Source organism: Clostridium sp. YIM B02569, from assembly GCF_022320765.1.
In the GTDB taxonomy this organism is placed as follows: domain Bacteria; phylum Bacillota; class Clostridia; order Clostridiales; family Clostridiaceae; genus Clostridium; species Clostridium beijerinckii.
Genome location: NZ_JAKJJX010000009.1, coordinates 120308 through 137765, shown reverse-complemented (window position 1 = coordinate 137765; position 17458 = coordinate 120308). Strand labels below are relative to the sequence as shown.

The 17458-nt window shown below is 28.3% G+C and carries 13 protein-coding genes; 12 read left to right on the top strand and 1 reads right to left on the bottom strand.

The annotated features are described in order from the left end of the window. Positions 1 to 144: 144 nt before the first annotated feature. The 11 genes from L3B96_RS10160 (at position 145) to L3B96_RS10110 (ending at position 16211) form a co-directional block, all read left to right on the top strand. Positions 145 to 1374, top strand: a complete 1230-nt coding sequence (locus tag L3B96_RS10160) for an exonuclease SbcCD subunit D (protein WP_238860675.1) — start codon at positions 145 to 147, stop codon at positions 1372 to 1374. Further along, on the top strand, positions 1349 to 4840 hold the full coding sequence (locus L3B96_RS10155; RefSeq protein ID WP_238860673.1) for an AAA family ATPase: 3492 nt from the start codon (positions 1349 to 1351) through the stop codon (positions 4838 to 4840). Before L3B96_RS10160 ends, L3B96_RS10155 begins: the two co-directional genes overlap by 26 nt. 327 nt (positions 4841 to 5167) lie before the next feature. After that, entirely contained in the window at positions 5168 to 5737 is a 570-nt protein-coding gene (locus L3B96_RS10150; protein ID WP_011968325.1) for a 50S ribosomal protein L25, read from the top strand. A 311-nt stretch (positions 5738 to 6048) separates the two neighbouring features. Next, positions 6049 to 7776, top strand: coding sequence for a phospho-sugar mutase (locus L3B96_RS10145; RefSeq protein WP_238860671.1), 1728 nt, complete (start codon positions 6049 to 6051; stop codon positions 7774 to 7776). Between the two features lie 537 nt (positions 7777 to 8313). Further along, positions 8314 to 9414 (top strand): tetratricopeptide repeat protein, encoded by a 1101-nt coding sequence (locus L3B96_RS10140; protein WP_077855664.1) that lies wholly within the window; start codon positions 8314 to 8316, stop codon positions 9412 to 9414. 122 nt (positions 9415 to 9536) lie between these two features. Next, complete coding sequence (locus tag L3B96_RS10135) at positions 9537 to 10262, top strand: WecB/TagA/CpsF family glycosyltransferase (RefSeq protein WP_011968328.1); 726 nt, start codon at positions 9537 to 9539, stop codon at positions 10260 to 10262. A 44-nt stretch (positions 10263 to 10306) separates the two neighbouring features. Beyond that, positions 10307 to 11833 carry a murein biosynthesis integral membrane protein MurJ gene (gene murJ, locus L3B96_RS10130; RefSeq protein ID WP_077830863.1) on the top strand — a complete coding sequence of 509 codons (1527 nt, stop codon included), beginning with the start codon at positions 10307 to 10309 and terminating at the stop codon, positions 11831 to 11833. A gap of 11 nt (positions 11834 to 11844) precedes the next feature. Then, complete coding sequence (locus tag L3B96_RS10125) at positions 11845 to 13134, top strand: glycosyl transferase group 1 (protein WP_238860670.1); 1290 nt, start codon at positions 11845 to 11847, stop codon at positions 13132 to 13134. Further along, entirely contained in the window at positions 13135 to 14298 is a 1164-nt protein-coding gene (locus L3B96_RS10120) for a glycosyltransferase (protein WP_238860668.1), read from the top strand. It begins immediately after the preceding gene. After that, on the top strand, positions 14282 to 15505 hold the full coding sequence (locus tag L3B96_RS10115; protein ID WP_238860665.1) for an O-antigen ligase family protein: 1224 nt from the start codon (positions 14282 to 14284) through the stop codon (positions 15503 to 15505). Before L3B96_RS10120 ends, L3B96_RS10115 begins: the two co-directional genes overlap by 17 nt. A 55-nt stretch (positions 15506 to 15560) precedes the next feature. Further along, entirely contained in the window at positions 15561 to 16211 is a 651-nt protein-coding gene (locus L3B96_RS10110; RefSeq protein WP_238860663.1) for a cyclodeaminase/cyclohydrolase family protein, read from the top strand. A 75-nt stretch (positions 16212 to 16286) separates the two neighbouring features. Here the strand turns inward: L3B96_RS10110 and L3B96_RS10105 are convergent, their stop codons facing one another. Further along, complete coding sequence (locus L3B96_RS10105) at positions 16287 to 16439, bottom strand: clostri-philic family protein (protein ID WP_011968334.1); 153 nt, start codon at positions 16437 to 16439, stop codon at positions 16287 to 16289. A 457-nt stretch (positions 16440 to 16896) separates the two neighbouring features. Here L3B96_RS10105 and L3B96_RS10100 point away from each other — a divergent pair, with 457 nt between their 5' ends. Beyond that, positions 16897 to 17394, top strand: a complete 498-nt coding sequence (locus tag L3B96_RS10100; protein WP_238860661.1) for a hypothetical protein — start codon at positions 16897 to 16899, stop codon at positions 17392 to 17394. Positions 17395 to 17458: the final 64 nt, after the last annotated feature.

The window sequence follows — 17458 nt, the reverse complement described above, 5'->3', positions numbered from 1 at the left end:
AATTTATCAAATGTATGGGTACACATAGAAATGATTAGAATAATTCAATCTAGACATATATATCCACAAAATAGTATTGGAAAAAATCTATTTAAGTAGGCTATAATGTAAATATAAATTGGGCCTAATGGGAGGAGATATAATTTGAGAATATTGCATACAGCTGATTGGCATTTAGGTAAGAATTTAGAGGGACAAAGCCGGATGGATGAGCAAGAAGAGTTTTTAAATGATTTTGTTAAGATTGTAGAAGATAATAATATAGATTTAATCATGATTGCGGGAGACGTTTATGATAATCCAAACCCTCCGGCAAGGGCAGAAAAAATGTTTTATGATACTTTAAAGAGACTATCGAAAAATGGAGAGAGACTTACTTTGGTTATATCAGGAAATCATGATAATCCAGAGAGATTGGTTGCGGCAGGTCCACTTGCTCGTGATCATGGAATCATTATGGTTGGAACACCAAAAACTATAGTTCCTTGTGGTGAGTATGGAAAATATAAAGTTTTATCATCAGGAGAAGGATATGTGGAAGTTGAAATTAATAGTGAAAAAGCAGTTATCTTAACTGTGCCTTATCCAAGTGAGAAAAGATTGAATGAAGTTATCTATAACTATATGGAAGATGAGGATGAAAAAGCCAAATCCTATAGTGATAAGATATTTTCTTTATTCAATTCATTAAAAAGTCATTTTAGAGAAGATACAATTAATCTTATAATATCGCATCTATTTGCAATGGGAAGTGAGGAAGGTGGCTCTGAAAGAAGCATTCAATTAGGAGGTGCTTATATAGTAGATGGAAGTTGTTTTCCTAAGGAAGCACAGTATATAGCATTAGGGCATGTGCATAAACCACAAATAGTTCCGGGAACGGATAAAAGAGCAAGGTATTGTGGGTCACCAATTCACTATAACAAAAAAGAGGTTAGCTTTGAAAAGAAATGTTATATAGTTGAGGCAAAAGCTAATGAAGAATGTGACATACAAGAAATAAACTTAAGGGTATATAAACCAATAGAAATTTGGAAATGCTCAAGTATTGAAGATGCAATATTACGATGTGCTGAAAATAAAGATAAAGATTGCTGGGTGTATTTAGAAATAAGTACAGATAGATACATAAGAGAAGATGAAATAAAACAAATGAAAGAATTAAAAGCAGATATATTAGAAATAATGCCTAAGGTTAAAGGATTGGAAGAAGAGAGTGAATTAAACTTAAGTGAAAAATCGTTTGAGGAAATATTTAAGGAGTTTTATATTAAAGAAAGGGGGACTCCTCCAGAAGATGAAGTTATGGAAGTGCTTTTATCAATTATAAACGAAGAGGGTGAAACAGATGAGACCAATCAAATTGAGGATTAAGGGCTTAAATAGCTTCATGGATGAACAAATTATAGATTTTGATAAATTAACAGATAGAGGATTTTTTGGAATCTTTGGACCAACTGGAAGTGGGAAATCAACTATATTAGATGGAATAACTCTAGCCTTATATGGAAATGTATCAAGAAAAAGCTCCAATTTTATAAATACTAATTGTGACAGGTTAAATGTAAATTTTGAGTTCCAAATATCAGGTAGTGAAATAAGAAAATATATCATTGATAGGGAGTTTAAGAGAAAAAAAGATGGTGGAATAAGCTCTGGAAAGTGTAAAATCGTTGAAGTAACAAGTTCAGAAGAAGAAATTTTAGCAGATGGAGTTAAAACTATAAATAAGAAAGTTGAGGAGATAGTAGGTCTTAATTTAGAAGATTTCTCAAGAACTGTTGTTTTACCTCAAGGGAAGTTTAGTGAATTCTTAAAGCTTGAAGGTAAGGAAAGACGTGATATGCTTGAAAGGTTGTTTAACCTTCAACAATTTGGAGACAATTTATCCAGAAAACTTAGTGCAAAGATAAGCAAAGAGCGAACTGATAGCAATATTTTAGCGGGACAATTAAGCGGATACAGCGATGTTAGTCAAGAAAAATTAAAAGAAAAGGAAAACGCTCTTGAGGAATTAAAAAATAATCTGGAAGCTTTGAAAAAGGAATTAGATATAATAGAAAAGAAGCATAAAGAAAATGAAGAAATATGGAAGCTACAGCTTGATTTACTATATTATAAAAATAAAGAGCAAACATTAAAGGAAAAAGAGGAAAACATAAATTCATATATAGAAAAGATAAAGCTAGGTGAGGCAGGAGCAAAGGTACTACCTTATTTAAATGCATTTGAAAGCACTAGAAAAGCCTTTGATAAAAATGAGATTGAGTTAGAAGAATTAAAATTAAAGATAGATAAGATAAAAGAAGAAAAAGAAAAGATAGAACAACTGTGGTGCATGGCAAAAGATAAAAAAGAGAATAAACTTCCTCAATTAATGATGCAGGAACAAAAAGTTAAAGATGCTGTTGAAGAAAAGAATTTGATACGTGAGATAGAAAATAAAATAGATTTATTAAAGGCACAAATTAAAGAATGTGATGCTAAAAATAATAATATACAGAGTGAGCTCATTAAAATAGAAGAAGAAATAAGTAATAAAAATAAATTAATAAAAGAAGACGAAAAAACATATGATAATTTGAAAATTGAAGAAAGTTTAAAGGAAGCAGTTCAAGAAGGAATAATTGTAGAAGAAAAGTTAGAAAAAATAAATGGAATTCTAGTTAAGGATAAGCAAAAGAAAGCAGTTATTGAAAAAGAAAATAGTGAAACTATACTTAAAGGAAAAGCTTTAAGGGAAGTTTTAGATAAAGAAAAAAAAAGTTTGGAAGATAAAGATAAACAATATGAGTTTTTACTTAAAAATTCGCCAGGTGAACAAAAAGATTTAGTTAATTTAAAACAGTTGATAGTGGAAAATGAGCAAAAATGGAGCAATTATGTAAAGCTGAACAAAGAAATAGATTTCTCTAGAGAAGAGATAAAAAACTTACAAATAGATATATTAAGTAGAAGAGAAGAAGAAAAGCAACTTGAAAAAGAACTAGAGGAAATAAAAAATACTCAAAAGGAGATTATGAGAGAAAATTTAGCACATACTCTTAGACAGGAACTTAAAGATGGAGATACATGTCCTGTATGTGGATCAACTCATCATATGAAAGAAAATATCAGGATTTTTGAAGTTCAAGATGTGAAGAATGTAGAGGAAAAAATAAAACTAAAAGAAAATTCAATAAAGATTATTAGTAGCAAAATAACTCAAGGTGAAACTAAGGTAAATAGTTTTAACGAAAAAATTAAAGTTAATCTTGAAGAAATTGAAAAGCTCGGAACTGCGTTTAATGAAAAACCTTTGGAAGAGTTAAAACAGGAATTTATAAATTTAGAAAAAGCTTTAGAAAGTTATTCTAAAGCTAAAGAAGAACTTGAAAAAAGTGTTAATAAGCTGAGGAATGAAATTAATATTAAAACCGGAGAAATAAATGAATTACGAGCAGTAGTTAGAACTAACCAAAGACAGCTTGAAGATTTGGAAAAGAGTATTACAGAAAATACAGAAGAATTGAATATTTTAAAAAATAGATTGGATTCGCTAAGGGCAAAGACATTAGTAACTGATTTTAATAAAAAAAGCGAAGAAATTAAAGCTGTTGAAAAAGAGAGAGAAAGATTATCAGAGGTTATTAAAGTTAACAGGGAGCTAATAGAAAAGTTAGAAAAGAATAAAGAAAATTTAACTAGTGAAGTTATTTTAGCAAAAGAAAATTTAACTAGGTATAATACAGAATTAAGTAATTATGAAAAAAGTAAAGAAGAAAAAATACAAGCGATAAAGAACAAAGTCGATAATACAGATGATCTGGTTTCACTACTACATAAAATTCAGGAAAATATTGAAAATATTAATAGTGAGTTTAAGGAAAGTGAAAACAATAAAAATAAAATAGAGAAAGAATTTAATGAAAACAATGAGCGATTAATTTCTGCAATCAGTAAATATAAAGAATTAAGTAAACGAAAAAAAGATGAAGAAGCTCAGTTAGAAGTTGCAATAGACAGTGAAGGTTTTAATTCCCTTGACGATGTCAAAAAAAATATAATTGGAAAAGAAGAAATTAATGATTATAAATTAAAAGTAGAAAGTTATAAAAGTGAAGTATCAAAAGTAAATGGAGCAATTGAAAGTTTACTTAATAAAATAGATGGTAAAGAGTTAAGTGAAGAAGAATATACAGAAATAAAACTCTTGAAAGATATTAAAGAAAAAGAGTTCAATGAAATTAATGAAGAAAAAATTAAGGTAGATGAAGAATTAAAAAACATAAAAAATAAGCTGGAAGAACAGAAAGATCTCTTAGATAAGAAGATGAAACTAGAACATAAATTGGCTCTTCTTGGTGATTTGGAAAAGTTATTTAAGGGAAAGAAATTTGTTGAGTTTGTAGCAGTAAGTAAGCTTAAGTATGTTTCAGTTGAAGCATCTAAGAGATTGAAAGAAATAACTCATGGAAATTATGGACTAGAGGTTGATGACAATAGCAGATTTATAATTAGAGATTATAAAAATGGTGGAGCCAAAAGAGACTCTACTACTTTATCAGGAGGAGAAACATTTTTAGCATCTTTATCATTAGCTTTGGCATTATCAGCACAGATTCAGCTTAAGGGAACAGCACCATTAGAATTATTTTTCCTTGATGAAGGATTTGGTACTTTAGATGACGATCTACTTGAAGTTGTTATGAATTCATTAGAAAGGATTCATAATGAAAAATTAAAGGTTGGTATAATAAGTCATGTTGAAGCAATAAAGAATAGAGTACCAGTGAAACTTATGATTACTCCAGCAGAATCAGGTATGGGTGGAAGCAAAGTTAGAATTGAAAGAAACTAAATTTATAAAAATAACAAGTTTTATGTTAATATATTACTTGTTATTTTTTGTGTTAATTGGTAATTAAGTGCTATAATATAAATTGTAATTAAATTACGGAAATAAAAATTCAATAAATATTAGAGGCGATTTTAAATGTTTAATTGTAAGTCTAACTTGATTTTATCTTTTCATAATTCTTCAGATAAAATTAATATTAGAAAAACTATTAGACCTTGTAAATGTAATAGGCCTATTTATTTTATTCCAACGTGAATGTACATTCCTAAAATGTGAATTAAATACATTGCAAGAAAATGAAAAATAAATTTTTAGGAGGTACTTATAATGGAGGAATTAAATTTAACTAAAAGAATAAAAACAGCTAGTCATGGTGCTAGAAAGGTAAGAAGAGAAGGCAAGATTCCAGGTGTAATTTATGGAAAAGAAATAGGAAATGAAATATTTACTGTAGATGAATCAGCATTACTAAAAGAAACCTCAGCTAGTGGAGAGCATGGAATAGTAAAATTTAATCTTGATGGAAGGAAAGGAAACGCTGTAATTAAGGAAATTCAAAGAAATGCTTTGGGAAATAAAGCAATTCATGTTGATTTTGAAGAAGTAGCAGCAAATGATACAATGCATACTGAAGTCTTAATTAAGATTGTTGGTAAAGGCATTTTAGAAAGCAAAGGATTAATATTACAAACTCAAAGAGATTTAGTAAAGGTATCTTGTAAAGCAAAAGATTTACCAAAGGATGTTGAATTAGATGTTTCTAATGGACAAGCTGGGACAGTTTATACTTTTAAAAATCTAAAATTTGCTGAAGGAATTGAAGTTTTAGATGATTTATCAACGGTTATAGGATCAATAAGTGAAGAAGAAAAGGCTAAGGAAGAAGAAACAGAATAGAATTATAGATAAACAGAGTTAAATTTTAAATATTATAATCAACCATTTTAATTGAGCATTAGATGGTTGATTTTTTGTTTTTTAGAGTATGTATAGTGAATTTATGATTGTTATGAAAAATGACAGTGTTTCAAAGATATATTTTAGGATAATTTTAATTATTAGAGTTAATATTATAGATTAGAAGGGTAAAATGCTTGGCAATGCATCCAAGTTTTTATATATGATGCAAAATATATAAAAGTGTTTTTATATTATGGATAAATATTGTATAATGTATAGGAGAAAAAACACAGAGAGGGGATCAGAAAATGAATTATAAGGAAAAGTATAACGTGTGGATTAACTCTGACTTTATTAATGAGGAAACTAAGAATGAATTAAAGAGCATATCTGACGAAAAGGAGATTGAAGATAGATTTTACCAAGATTTAGATTTTGGGACTGGTGGATTAAGAGGGGTAATAGGTGCAGGAAGCAATAGAATGAATATATATACTGTTGCTCAATCTACTCAGGGATTTGCTAATTACTTAAATGATAATTTTAAAGATCCTTCAGTTGCAATTGCATATGATTCAAGAAATATGTCTAAGGAATTTGCAAAAGCAGCTGCACTTAACTTATGTGCAAATAATATAAAAGTATATTTATATGAAAGTTTAAGACCAACTCCTGTATTGTCTTTTACAGTTAGAGAATTAAAATGTAATGGTGGTATAGTAATTACTGCATCACATAATCCGAAAATTTATAATGGATATAAAGTTTATGATGAATTTGGCGGCCAAGTAACAGATGAAAAAGCAAAAATGATAATTAACTCTGTTAAAGCGGTAGATGATTTCTCAAAGATTGAAAGCATAGATGAAAATGTTGCCTTAGAGAAAGGGCTATTAAAATATATTGGAGAAGATGTAGATAAGGTCTACTATGAAAAAGTTAAGGGATTAACTATAAGGACAGATTTAGTTAAGGAAAAAGCTAGTAATTTAAATGTAATATATACTCCAATTCATGGTTCTGGTAATGTTCCAGTAAGAACCGTATTAAAAGAATTAGGCTATAGTAATGTTAAAGTTGTTAAGGAACAAGAAGCTCCAGATGGAAATTTCCCAACAGCATCGTATCCTAATCCAGAAAATCCGGATGTATTTGAATTAGCATTAAAGATGGCTAAAACAGAAAATCCAGATATAATTTTTGGAACTGATCCAGATTGCGATAGAATAGGTCTTGTAGTTAAAGATAGCACTGGAGAATACAAGGTATTAACTGGTAACCAAACAGGATTATTATTAACTAATTATATATTAAGTTCAATGAAAGAAACTAATAAATTGCCACAAAATGGTGTTGTAATTAAAACAATAGTAACAACAGAAGGTGCTAGAAGTATTGCTGAAGATTTTGATATTGAGCTTATGGATGTATTAACAGGATTTAAATACATTGGAGAAAAAATAAGAGAATTTGAAGATGCAGGAGATAGAAATTATATTTTCGGATTTGAAGAAAGCTATGGATATCTTGCTGGAAACTTTGTACGAGATAAAGATGCTGTTATTGCAGCAATGTTAGTATGTGAAATGTGCTTATATTATAAAGAACAAGGCAAGAGTCTTTATGATGCATTAATAGATTTATATGAAAAGTATGGATATTTTAAAGAAACTCTTGTATCATTAGAACTAAAAGGAAAAGAAGGTCAAGAGAAGATAGCAAACTGCATTGAAGCACTAAGAAATAATCCAGCAAGTGAAGTTAATGGTGTGAAAATCGTTACAAGATTAGATTACAAATTAAGTGTTGAGGAAAACACTGTAAATAACACTAAGGCTCCTATTGACTTACCTAAGTCAAATGTATTAAAGTACATCTTAGAAGATGGTTCATATTTTGTAGTAAGGCCATCAGGAACAGAGCCAAAGATGAAAGTTTATTTAGCAGTTAAGAGCAACAGCTTAGACAATGCTGAGAAAGATATTGCTACATTTAAAGAAAAAGTAATGGAAATAATTAATTCACAATTAAACTAAGTTTCCATAAGTAGAGAGCCAAAGTCTATGATTTTGTGTGAATCAGTTAAGCAGACATCTAAATCTGTGATTTGATGATGGTCGCTTACTCTGTGAGTACTCAGCGAACGAATGTGAGTCGAGTTTCCTTATAAATTGCTATCATCTTTTGGTGATAGCAATTTCTTTAATTATGAAATCAAAAAGTGAATGTCTCCAAATTATTATTAATGAATACTTAAGCAATTGATAAAATTAATGTATACTGCACAATTAAGAAATAAATGACTTTAAGAAATTTATAGAATTGTATTATTACAAATTTCCTGGGAAATCTGCTCAATAATTGTGCATTCTAAATTTTAGAATTATAAATTGGTTAAGTATTGATAATGATAATTAAATATTTGACTTATTAGATAAACATATTTACTAGATCTTCAGCAATATTTTCATAGCTTTTCGGAATCAAAATATTTATGATTTCGGTAAGTTACCATATAAATTTAGTTCTAGAGTTGGATATCTATAAAGTGAGATTTAAACAAGAGGTGTAAAATGAGTAATTACAAGACAATGTATAAAGATAAATTAAGTAAATTATTATTTTTAGAAATGAATAAAGAAGGGTTCAAAAGAAGTCTTAATATACCAGAAGGCGTTAACTTTAAGAATGATGATCTGTATTTGCCTATAAGCTCGGATTATGTTGTATCAAATGTAAATGATGAAGTTAAGTTAAGTAACCTGCCTATATATTACTTTGTGGAGGGTATATTTATTACTTTTGGAGCAGATAAAAATGTTAAATATAATGATGATTATGGAACAATTCTATCTTATATACCAGATGCAGAAGAATGTGTGAAGAGTCTTATTGCAGATAGAATAAAAAAAGATAGATTAGAAGATGCTTATCTTCTGCTAAAAGGTCTTTATAGGTATACAAGAGAAGAAGAAATTTTAACTAAACTTCTAGCGATAGGAGAGACAATAAGAGAAAAAGATTCTGGATTTTCGGAAATTTTATTAGAAGATATTGAAGAATTTAAGGAAAAGTTTGAAAAATCGCCAGAACCACATCTGTATAATGCATTAATACTTAAAGATGATGGTGATTATAAAGGTGCAGAAGTGGAAATAAATGAGTATATAAATAAGGGTGGTAAAAAAACGGATGAAATTGATAAGATAATAGGGGATATTACTAATATAAGTCACTTTGAGAAAGCGGTTGAATATTTAAAAGATGAACCTAAGAAAGCAATAGAATTGTTATTACCACTAAGTGAAGAATTTAATGAAAATCCTTTAGTTTATTACTATCTAGGTGTTGGGTATAGAAGAATTGAAAACTATAATAAAGCTATTCATTACTTGAATAAAAGTCTTACTATAGAATCAGGAAGTCTTGAAACAGTTAATGAACTTGGAATGAATTATGCATGTATTGGTGAATATGAAGAAGCTATAAAATATTTTAGAAAAGCCTTTGAAGCTTCTAAGGAAGTTGAAATCTGTACTAATATAGTAATGTGCTATATAAACTTAGGAGACAAAGAGCAAGCAAAAATTCATTTGGAACTTGCAAAAAAAATAGCTCCGGAAGATGATATCGTAATAGAGATAGATCAAATGTTAAATAGAACTATAAAATAAACATGGCAATGTATATTTTTCAATTTTGAATTTTGGTTAACATAGTTTTTTATTTGTTATCAGACTTTAATTAATAATTGTAAATTCTATACGATATATTGCCTAAGATTTAGGAGATAAATATGTTTACAAAAATACTTGATTTTAATATTTTTAATAGGGATAAAAATGCGTTAATGAACTATATTGAAAATTTTGAAAAGGTAAATATAATATCTGGAAATCCAGAAGTTCTCTTTAATGGATTAAATAATCTTGAGCTTAAAAAGAATTTTAAAAGCGAGAGTTCAATTATTATACCAGATGGAGTTGGAACTGTTATTGCCTCAAAGATATTAAGAAAACCTGTTAAAGAAAAGATAGCAGGAATAGATATATTTAGAGAGATATTAATTAAAGCAAATTTAGAAGAAAGATCTATATATTTATTGGGCTCGAAAGAGGAAACTATTAAAAAATGTGTTGAAAATATAAAGAATGAGTTTCCTAAACTAAAGATATCTGGTTTTCATAATGGTTTTTTTGATTTAAATAATTGTAGTGATATAATTGAAGATGTAAAAAGTGGGAATCCATGGGCTGTTTTTGTTGCAATGGGTTCCCCAAGGCAAGAGATATTTATTGAAAAAATTATTGGAAATTCAAATGTGCATATTTTTATGGGTGTTGGTGGTGTTTTTGATATATTTGCAGGTGAGCTCAAAAGGGCACCCAAATGGATGATATCTCTAGGCTTAGAATGGTTATACAGAGTTGCGAAAGAACCTTTTAGAATAAAGAGATTAATGGCTATTCCTAAGTTTTTATTGTTAGTATTAAAATATAGGAATAAGCAGATTAGTGTTTAATAGAAAAGCTGAACATTATAACACAGAAATAAATAGGTGATTAAATGAAACAAAAAAGTAGCTTAATAAAATCTACATTTGTAATAATGATAGTATCATTGATTAGTAGATTTTTAGGTTTTGCCAGAGACATGCTTATTGCTAAAAATTTTGGTGCTGGAATATATACTGATGCTTATAATATTGCAGTGTCTATACCAGAAACAATATTTACTTTAGTTGGACTTGCAATTTCGACTGCATTTTTACCAATGCTTAGTAAAGTTCGAGCTGAAAAGGGACAAAAAGAGATGTACGATTTTGCAAACAATATAATAAACATACTTTTTATTATATCATTCTTTCTTTTTGTCATAACAAGCCTTTTTTCGAAAGAAATAGTCCATATACTGGGGCCAGCTGAGGAAACAGGACTAATTGCAATAAAGTTATTAAGGATTACACTTGTGAATATATTATTTTTATCGGTTAATGCATGTTTTACCGCATTATTACAAGTAAATGAAGATTTTGTAATTCCGTCAATTTTAGGATTGTTTTTTAATTTGCCTATGATATTATATTTATTGTTGTTTAGGAATTATGATATTTTAGGATTGACCATTGCCAATGTAATAGGGAATTTTTTCAGAGTAGCAGTTCAGGTACCATCGTTGATTACACATGAGTATAAATATAAACTTTTTATAAACTTTAAAGATGATAGATTAAAGGCAATTATGGTATTGATTCTTCCAGTAATTATAGGAGCAGGAGCGAACTCGTTAAATATGGCTGTTGATCAGTATATTGCGTTGAAGCTGCCAGATGGTTCAGTCTCAGCTTTAAATTATGCGCAGAAGTTAATTGTTTTTATAAATGCAATTATAACAACATCAGTTACCAGCGTAGCATATCCTCTTATGGCTAATATGAGAAATAGAGGAGATGTGTCTGGGTTTTTAGAGATTTTAAAAAAATCAATTATATATTTATCTATATTATTAATTCCAATTAGTGTTGGAGTTATGATATTTAGTAGAGATATAATAACAATTGTATATGCTAGGGGCGAGTTTACTGGTTATGCAATAAATATTACAACACTTGCATTGTTAGGATACGGAGCGGGAATATTTTTTACAGGAGTAAGAGATATTTTGAATTCAACTTTATTCTCTAGCGGAAAAACAAAAGTAACAGCAATAAATGGTATAATTGGTGTTGTCATTAACATAATATTTAGCGTAACTTTATCTAAGTATATTGGGATTATGGGAATAGCATTAGCTTCAGTTATAGCTATGATAGTAACATCGGTACTCTTATTTATAAATATAATTAAATTAGAAAAAAACTTTAACATAACAGAGATATTAAAAAAAGTAAGTATAATAATAATGAATTCAATAATCATGGGAGCGGTACTTTTAACGTTATTAATTTACTTCAAAAATAAATTTAATTCAATTACAATCCTATTACTTGGAGTGAGTATTGGAGCAGCTATATATCTTGGTTTATGTTATTTATTCAAGGTTGAAGAACTAGTGGAAATAAAAGAATTAATTTTAAAAAAGATAAAAAGATAGGAGGATGGTATATGAAGATATTATTTATTGCCTGCTATTCACCATTGATAAATAATTCAGCAGCTATTGAAACTTTACAATATCTAAATAAGTTAAGTGAGATTAATGATAATGAAGTGCATCTTCTAACTGTTAATTTTCCTAAAGATTCAATATATTATGATGAAGTATTACGCTCTATGATGAATGATAAAATCAAAACGCATATTATTGATGGTGGACTTATCTTTAAAAAGTTTATGCCAAGAAATAGTGAAAGCTACAACAGTTCGCCTTCAAAAATAGGAAATACTAATAGAAGAAAAGTATTACGGAAAATAAAAAATGCATTAGCAATACCAGATATGTATTATTCATGGGCAAGAAAAGCAGGAAAATATGGAATAGAGTTAATGGAGAAAGAAAAATTTGATGTTATATTTTCTATGCATGAGCCGCCATCTTCACATTTATGTGCTTATTATATAAAAAAGCAGTATCCAAGCGTACCATGGATTACTTACTGGAGTGATCCATGGCTTAAAGATTCAACAAGAGAAAAATCTTTTATTGTTAAAAAGGTTTTAGAAAAGAATATGGAAAGAGATATTGTTAATCTGGCAGATAAATTTATATTTGTGACTGATGCCAATAGAGATGAATATTTAAAAGATTATAATATTTTAGATAATAGTAAGACCTTTATATTAAATAGAGGTTTTGATGCGAAATTATACGATAAATTATTACATGAGAAAGCGCCTAAGCTTATAAAGAAAGATAAACTTAACATAATATATACAGGAGAAATATTTTCTAAGCTTAGAGATATAGGACCTTTTGTAAAAGCGCTTGAAGAAATAAAAACAGAGAACTTAGAAACATATAATCAGTTAAATGTGTTGTTTTTTGGAAACATAGATGATATAGAGGCTAGGAAGAAACTGCAAAATTTAGAAATAGCGAATGTATCCCCTAGAATACCATTCGATGAGGCGCTTAAATACATGTTAAATGGAGAGGTTTTGCTTTTATTTGGTAATAAAAATTCAAAGCAAATACCAGCTAAAATTTATGACTATTTTGGGGCACAAGGTAGGATATTTGTTATTTATGGGGATAAAGATGATCCAATTAAAAGAGTGGTAGAAAATCATAGAAAATGTGTTGTAACTGAGAATAATAGTAAAGAAATAAAAAATCATATCTATAAATTAATAGAAATGTATAAAAATAATAAGATATATTGTGAGCCAGATATCAATTACGAATGGAATTCAATTGTGGAAAGGTTGAACAATATATTAGAAGGAAGTGAATAAATGCACATAATGGTTATTCCATCTTGGTATTCATCTCCAAGAAACAAAGTTCATGGAAGTTTTTTTAAGGAACAATTTAAAGCTCTTTCAAATAGTGGAGAGAAGATTACTGTCGCATACAATGAAATTTGGCCTATTACTATGTTTGGAAAAATTCATGAAAAGAGAGGCATAAACTTTAATGTAGAAGATAACCTTAGAACTTATAGATATAAAGATTATAATTATTTACCTAAAAGTCCATTAATGTTTAAGAGTTTCAATAAAAGAATGGATAAGATGTATCAAGAAATTGTTAAAAATGAAGGAAAGGTTGATATTATCCATGCTCATTCAGCTTTTTGGGGGGGAATAGCTGCTTCATATATAAGTAAGAAATATAATGTTCCATTAGTATTAACAGAACATTCATCTCTTAAGTATGCAAAGTATACTAGAGAAAGTTATAAAAAATATATTTACAATGCTTATGAGAATTCGGATTATTTGATTGCAGTTGGGTCTGGATTAAAAAGAGAAATTCAAGAATATGTAAATAAACCTATCGAAGTTATTCACAACATGGTAGATTTGAATCTATTTTCTGTGGATGAAAATATTAAAAAGAGTACCAATATGGATGAAGATTTTAAATTTTTTTCATGTGCTTTTCTTGAAGAAGGAAAGGGAATTGAATGTTTAATTAAAGCTTTTTCTAGAGTTTTCAAAAATGAAAATGTAGGATTAAGAATTGGTGGAGACGGAACCCTTAAACCATCATTGGAATCACTTATTAAAGAATTAGATATTGAAAAACAGGTAAAACTTATAGGAGCTTTATCTAGGGAAGAAGTTTCAAAAGAAATGAAAGAATGTGATGCATTTGCATTACCATCTGAACATGAGACATTTGGAGTTGTATACATTGAAGCGCTTGCATGTGGAAAGCCGGTAATTGGAGCTGATAACGGTGGCGCAGAAGATATTATAAAAGAAGATAATGGAATAATAGCTAAAAAGAATAATGTGGAGGATTTAGCCGAAGCATTAAGAAAAATAAAAGAAAATCATAAAATGTATGATAAATATAAAATTAGAGAACAAACAATTTTTAGCTATTCAGAAAAAGTATTAGTTGAAAAGCTAAAAGGAGTGTATAAAAAAGTATATGAGAGAAGCAATTAAAAATATATATGATTTCTTAGATAATAAATTTTATTTTAAGTTATTGTACTTATTCGTAAGCCTAACATTTGTAACTATGCTCAAAGATGTGCCAGGAATAAAAATTCTAAGCAATATAACAATAGCTTGGGGTATGCTTTTAATCTTATTCATGGTTATCGAAGGATATAAGAGAAGAAAAATTTATAAATTTGATATTCCATTGGCATTATTTATGATAGTGACTTTAATATTTAACATTTTTATCTATAGAAGTGTTAATAACATTAAAGATTGGATTGTTAATTTAATTATATTTGTGGTAATATTTACTGTTGATGTATTTAGAGCAAAAAAGAAGCTTATTAAAGAGCTGAACATAATTACTTATTCTTATGTAATCTTTATGATGGCTGCTTCTATTATATCACTGGCAATGAGATATTCGGGAATAAATATAGAAATCGGACAAGTGGTATTTGGAAGCACAAAGGGAGTCTTTGAAAATGAAAATGCTCTTTCTATAGCAACTTCATTATCTATAGTTATGTGTGTATATCTCAATTATATATCAAGAAGTCATAAGCTTAAGATGTTGTGGATGGGAAATATAATATTACAGGCAGTAACTATGATTGGTTCACATGGAAGAAGTGCATATTTGGTGATAATAGCTGTAATATATCTATCTATATTTATATACAGTAAAAATAAATATATTAGAGTGGCACTTGTTTTAGTACCAATACTTTTTTGCGGAGTATTTTTTGAAATGGTTAAAAGTCATTTGGAGGCTTTTACAACAGAGAGGAATATTATTTGGACTTCAGCATCTGTAGTAATAGAAAAAAATCCTTTGACTGGTGTAGGAAATAGTAATCTTATAGAAGCGGTTAGAAATGCAAGAATAGGAAGTTATTTACCTGGAATTGAACTTGGAGGGATGCATAATATATATGTGCAAATAGCCGCGGTAAATGGACTTATTTCGTTACTACTATTTCTTATGTTCATAGCAATGATCTTGGTGTTTATAATACAACATCTAGATAAGTTAAACAGAAGAGAAAAAAACCAGATGACAATAATAACATCAATTATAGCGGGGATTCTTGCAGTAAATTTATTTGAAAGTGTATTAATATACACAATAAGTTTTATTTCAATGATATTTTGGATATACTTAGGGTATCTAGTCTCGATTTTAGATAATAAAAATATTGATTAGGTTTAAGCAATAAGGAAGACAAAAAATACGATTATAGATAGGGGAATAACATTGTATGAAATTTTGTGATGAAACTATAAAACAATTTTTAGGTGAATTAGAATCAGATTTGCCAGCTCCAGGTGGCGGGAGTGTAGCGGGTCTTATTGCAGCATTATCTGGTGCATTGAATTCTATGGTTTATTCTCTGACAGTAGACAAAAAAGCATATATGAGTCTTCAAGAGGATGAAAAAGAAAGTATAATAAAATTTCAAAAGGAATCTAAAGAGTTCACTGTAAGGAGCTTAGAACTTATGGAAGAAGATAGAGAAAACTTTTTGAAGTTAATGGATTCTTATAAGTTGCCTAAAGATACTGAAGATGAAAAAGAAAAGAGAAAATTGGCTATAAAAGAGAATACTATAAAGTCTATGGAAGCGCCTTTAATTTTAGCTAGAGAAAGCTTAGAATTTTATAAGAACCTTAATGTTATGGCGAAGTATGGAAATAAGATGTTGCTATCAGATTTAGCAATTTCAGCAATTTTACTACATTGTGCTATAGAAAGTTCCATAATAAATGTTAAAGTAAATTTAAATGGGCTTAGAAATGAAGAATTTTTTGAGAAACTTGATAGTGAATTAGATAGTATCATAGAAAAATCAGCTAAAGAAAAAGAATTGATTACAGAAACAGTAAATGAAATAATTTATCCCAAGATGTAGCAATGCAAAAATGATTAATTATAATAAGAGATACTTACTAAGAATTCAATTAAAGTAAGTATCTCTTATGGACTTTTATTCTACTGGTTCTCCATCAAAATTTTCGTATTCGGGCCTATTTTTTGGATCGCCCACATTGTCTTGGTTCGCATGAAGTCTTCTTCTTCTTACACCTTTTTGCATTGGATTGCTTGATCCTGGTTTGTGTGGTCCATCTTTACGTGGCATATGATACACCTCCTTTTTTATATTTTGTGCTCATATGAGGTTTTGATACGTTTAATTTTTTGGTGATTAATGGATTAATAAAGGACTAAGGAATAATATTAACAAGTATTGAAAAAGATTGCATATATAATGTATAATATTTATTAACATAAGATATATATATTGAATATAAAAAATATGTGTAATTTTAAATTGATTATATATTGTTATTTGTTTTCTATATTATAGTCTTGGACTAATACTTAGCTTATAATAATATTGAATGTGATTTGTAGATAACAAATCTAAAGATTTAACTTATTAGCTAAACGTGTTTATAATTTTAGTAAGTTATGATATAAGTTTAAATTATATATTCTCAAACATATATAGATAAACCAATTATAAGCTATGTGCATAAGTTTAGGTCTAACTTAGTCTGTCTATATATTATAGTAATTTTAAGGAGGAATTAGCATTGGAAAACGCAAAATTTCCTATTGTGTTAAAGAAGAAAAATGGTGTAATGATAGGAGTTGCAATAATAGAGATAATTATAGGAATAATCTTTGGAGCGTTACAAGGAGGATTAAAAAGTGCTCCTATGTGGGTGCTTTTTTTTGCAGGAATAGTTACTGCACTTTCAGTTTTAGTGGAGTATAGTCAAGATATATTAATTAAAGAGGATGCAATAGAATTCTATAAAAACAATGATCTAATAAAATCGATTAAGTATAGTAATATAAAAGCTATTCTTATAGGTAAAGGAAATGAGCCTAAAAATAAGAGAAAAGATTTTTTTATAATTAGCTTTTATAAAAATGATAAGAAGAAGAATAAAAATTCTGCAGAGGACATGTACTTAATTAATCCTATGTCGTATAGTGCAGAGGATTTTAGAGTAATAAAAAATATTATTGTATCAAAAAATTCTTCTGTTAAAGTGAGCGAAGATGTAAGTAAATTCATGAAATAATAATTATATAAAATAGCGTTTTAGGAGATACTTTTGAAAAGTTCTCTAACCAGTAATAATAAGT

Bases quoted from the DNA above. Each gene is read 5' to 3' on its own strand.
- L3B96_RS10155 (WP_238860673.1), top strand. From the start codon at position 1,349: ATGAGACCAATCAAATTGAGGATTAAGGGCTTAAATAGCTTCATGGAT.
- L3B96_RS10150 (WP_011968325.1), top strand. From the start codon at position 5,168: ATGGAGGAATTAAATTTAACTAAAAGAATAAAAACAGCTAGTCATGGT.
- L3B96_RS10145 (WP_238860671.1), top strand. From the start codon at position 6,049: ATGAATTATAAGGAAAAGTATAACGTGTGGATTAACTCTGACTTTATT.
- L3B96_RS10140 (WP_077855664.1), top strand. From the start codon at position 8,314: ATGAGTAATTACAAGACAATGTATAAAGATAAATTAAGTAAATTATTA.
- L3B96_RS10135 (WP_011968328.1), top strand. From the start codon at position 9,537: ATGTTTACAAAAATACTTGATTTTAATATTTTTAATAGGGATAAAAAT.
- murJ (WP_077830863.1), top strand. From the start codon at position 10,307: ATGAAACAAAAAAGTAGCTTAATAAAATCTACATTTGTAATAATGATA.
- L3B96_RS10125 (WP_238860670.1), top strand. From the start codon at position 11,845: ATGAAGATATTATTTATTGCCTGCTATTCACCATTGATAAATAATTCA.
- L3B96_RS10120 (WP_238860668.1), top strand. From the start codon at position 13,135: ATGCACATAATGGTTATTCCATCTTGGTATTCATCTCCAAGAAACAAA.
- L3B96_RS10115 (WP_238860665.1), top strand. From the start codon at position 14,282: ATGAGAGAAGCAATTAAAAATATATATGATTTCTTAGATAATAAATTT.
- L3B96_RS10110 (WP_238860663.1), top strand. From the start codon at position 15,561: ATGAAATTTTGTGATGAAACTATAAAACAATTTTTAGGTGAATTAGAA.
- L3B96_RS10105 (WP_011968334.1), bottom strand. From the start codon at position 16,439: ATGCCACGTAAAGATGGACCACACAAACCAGGATCAAGCAATCCAATG.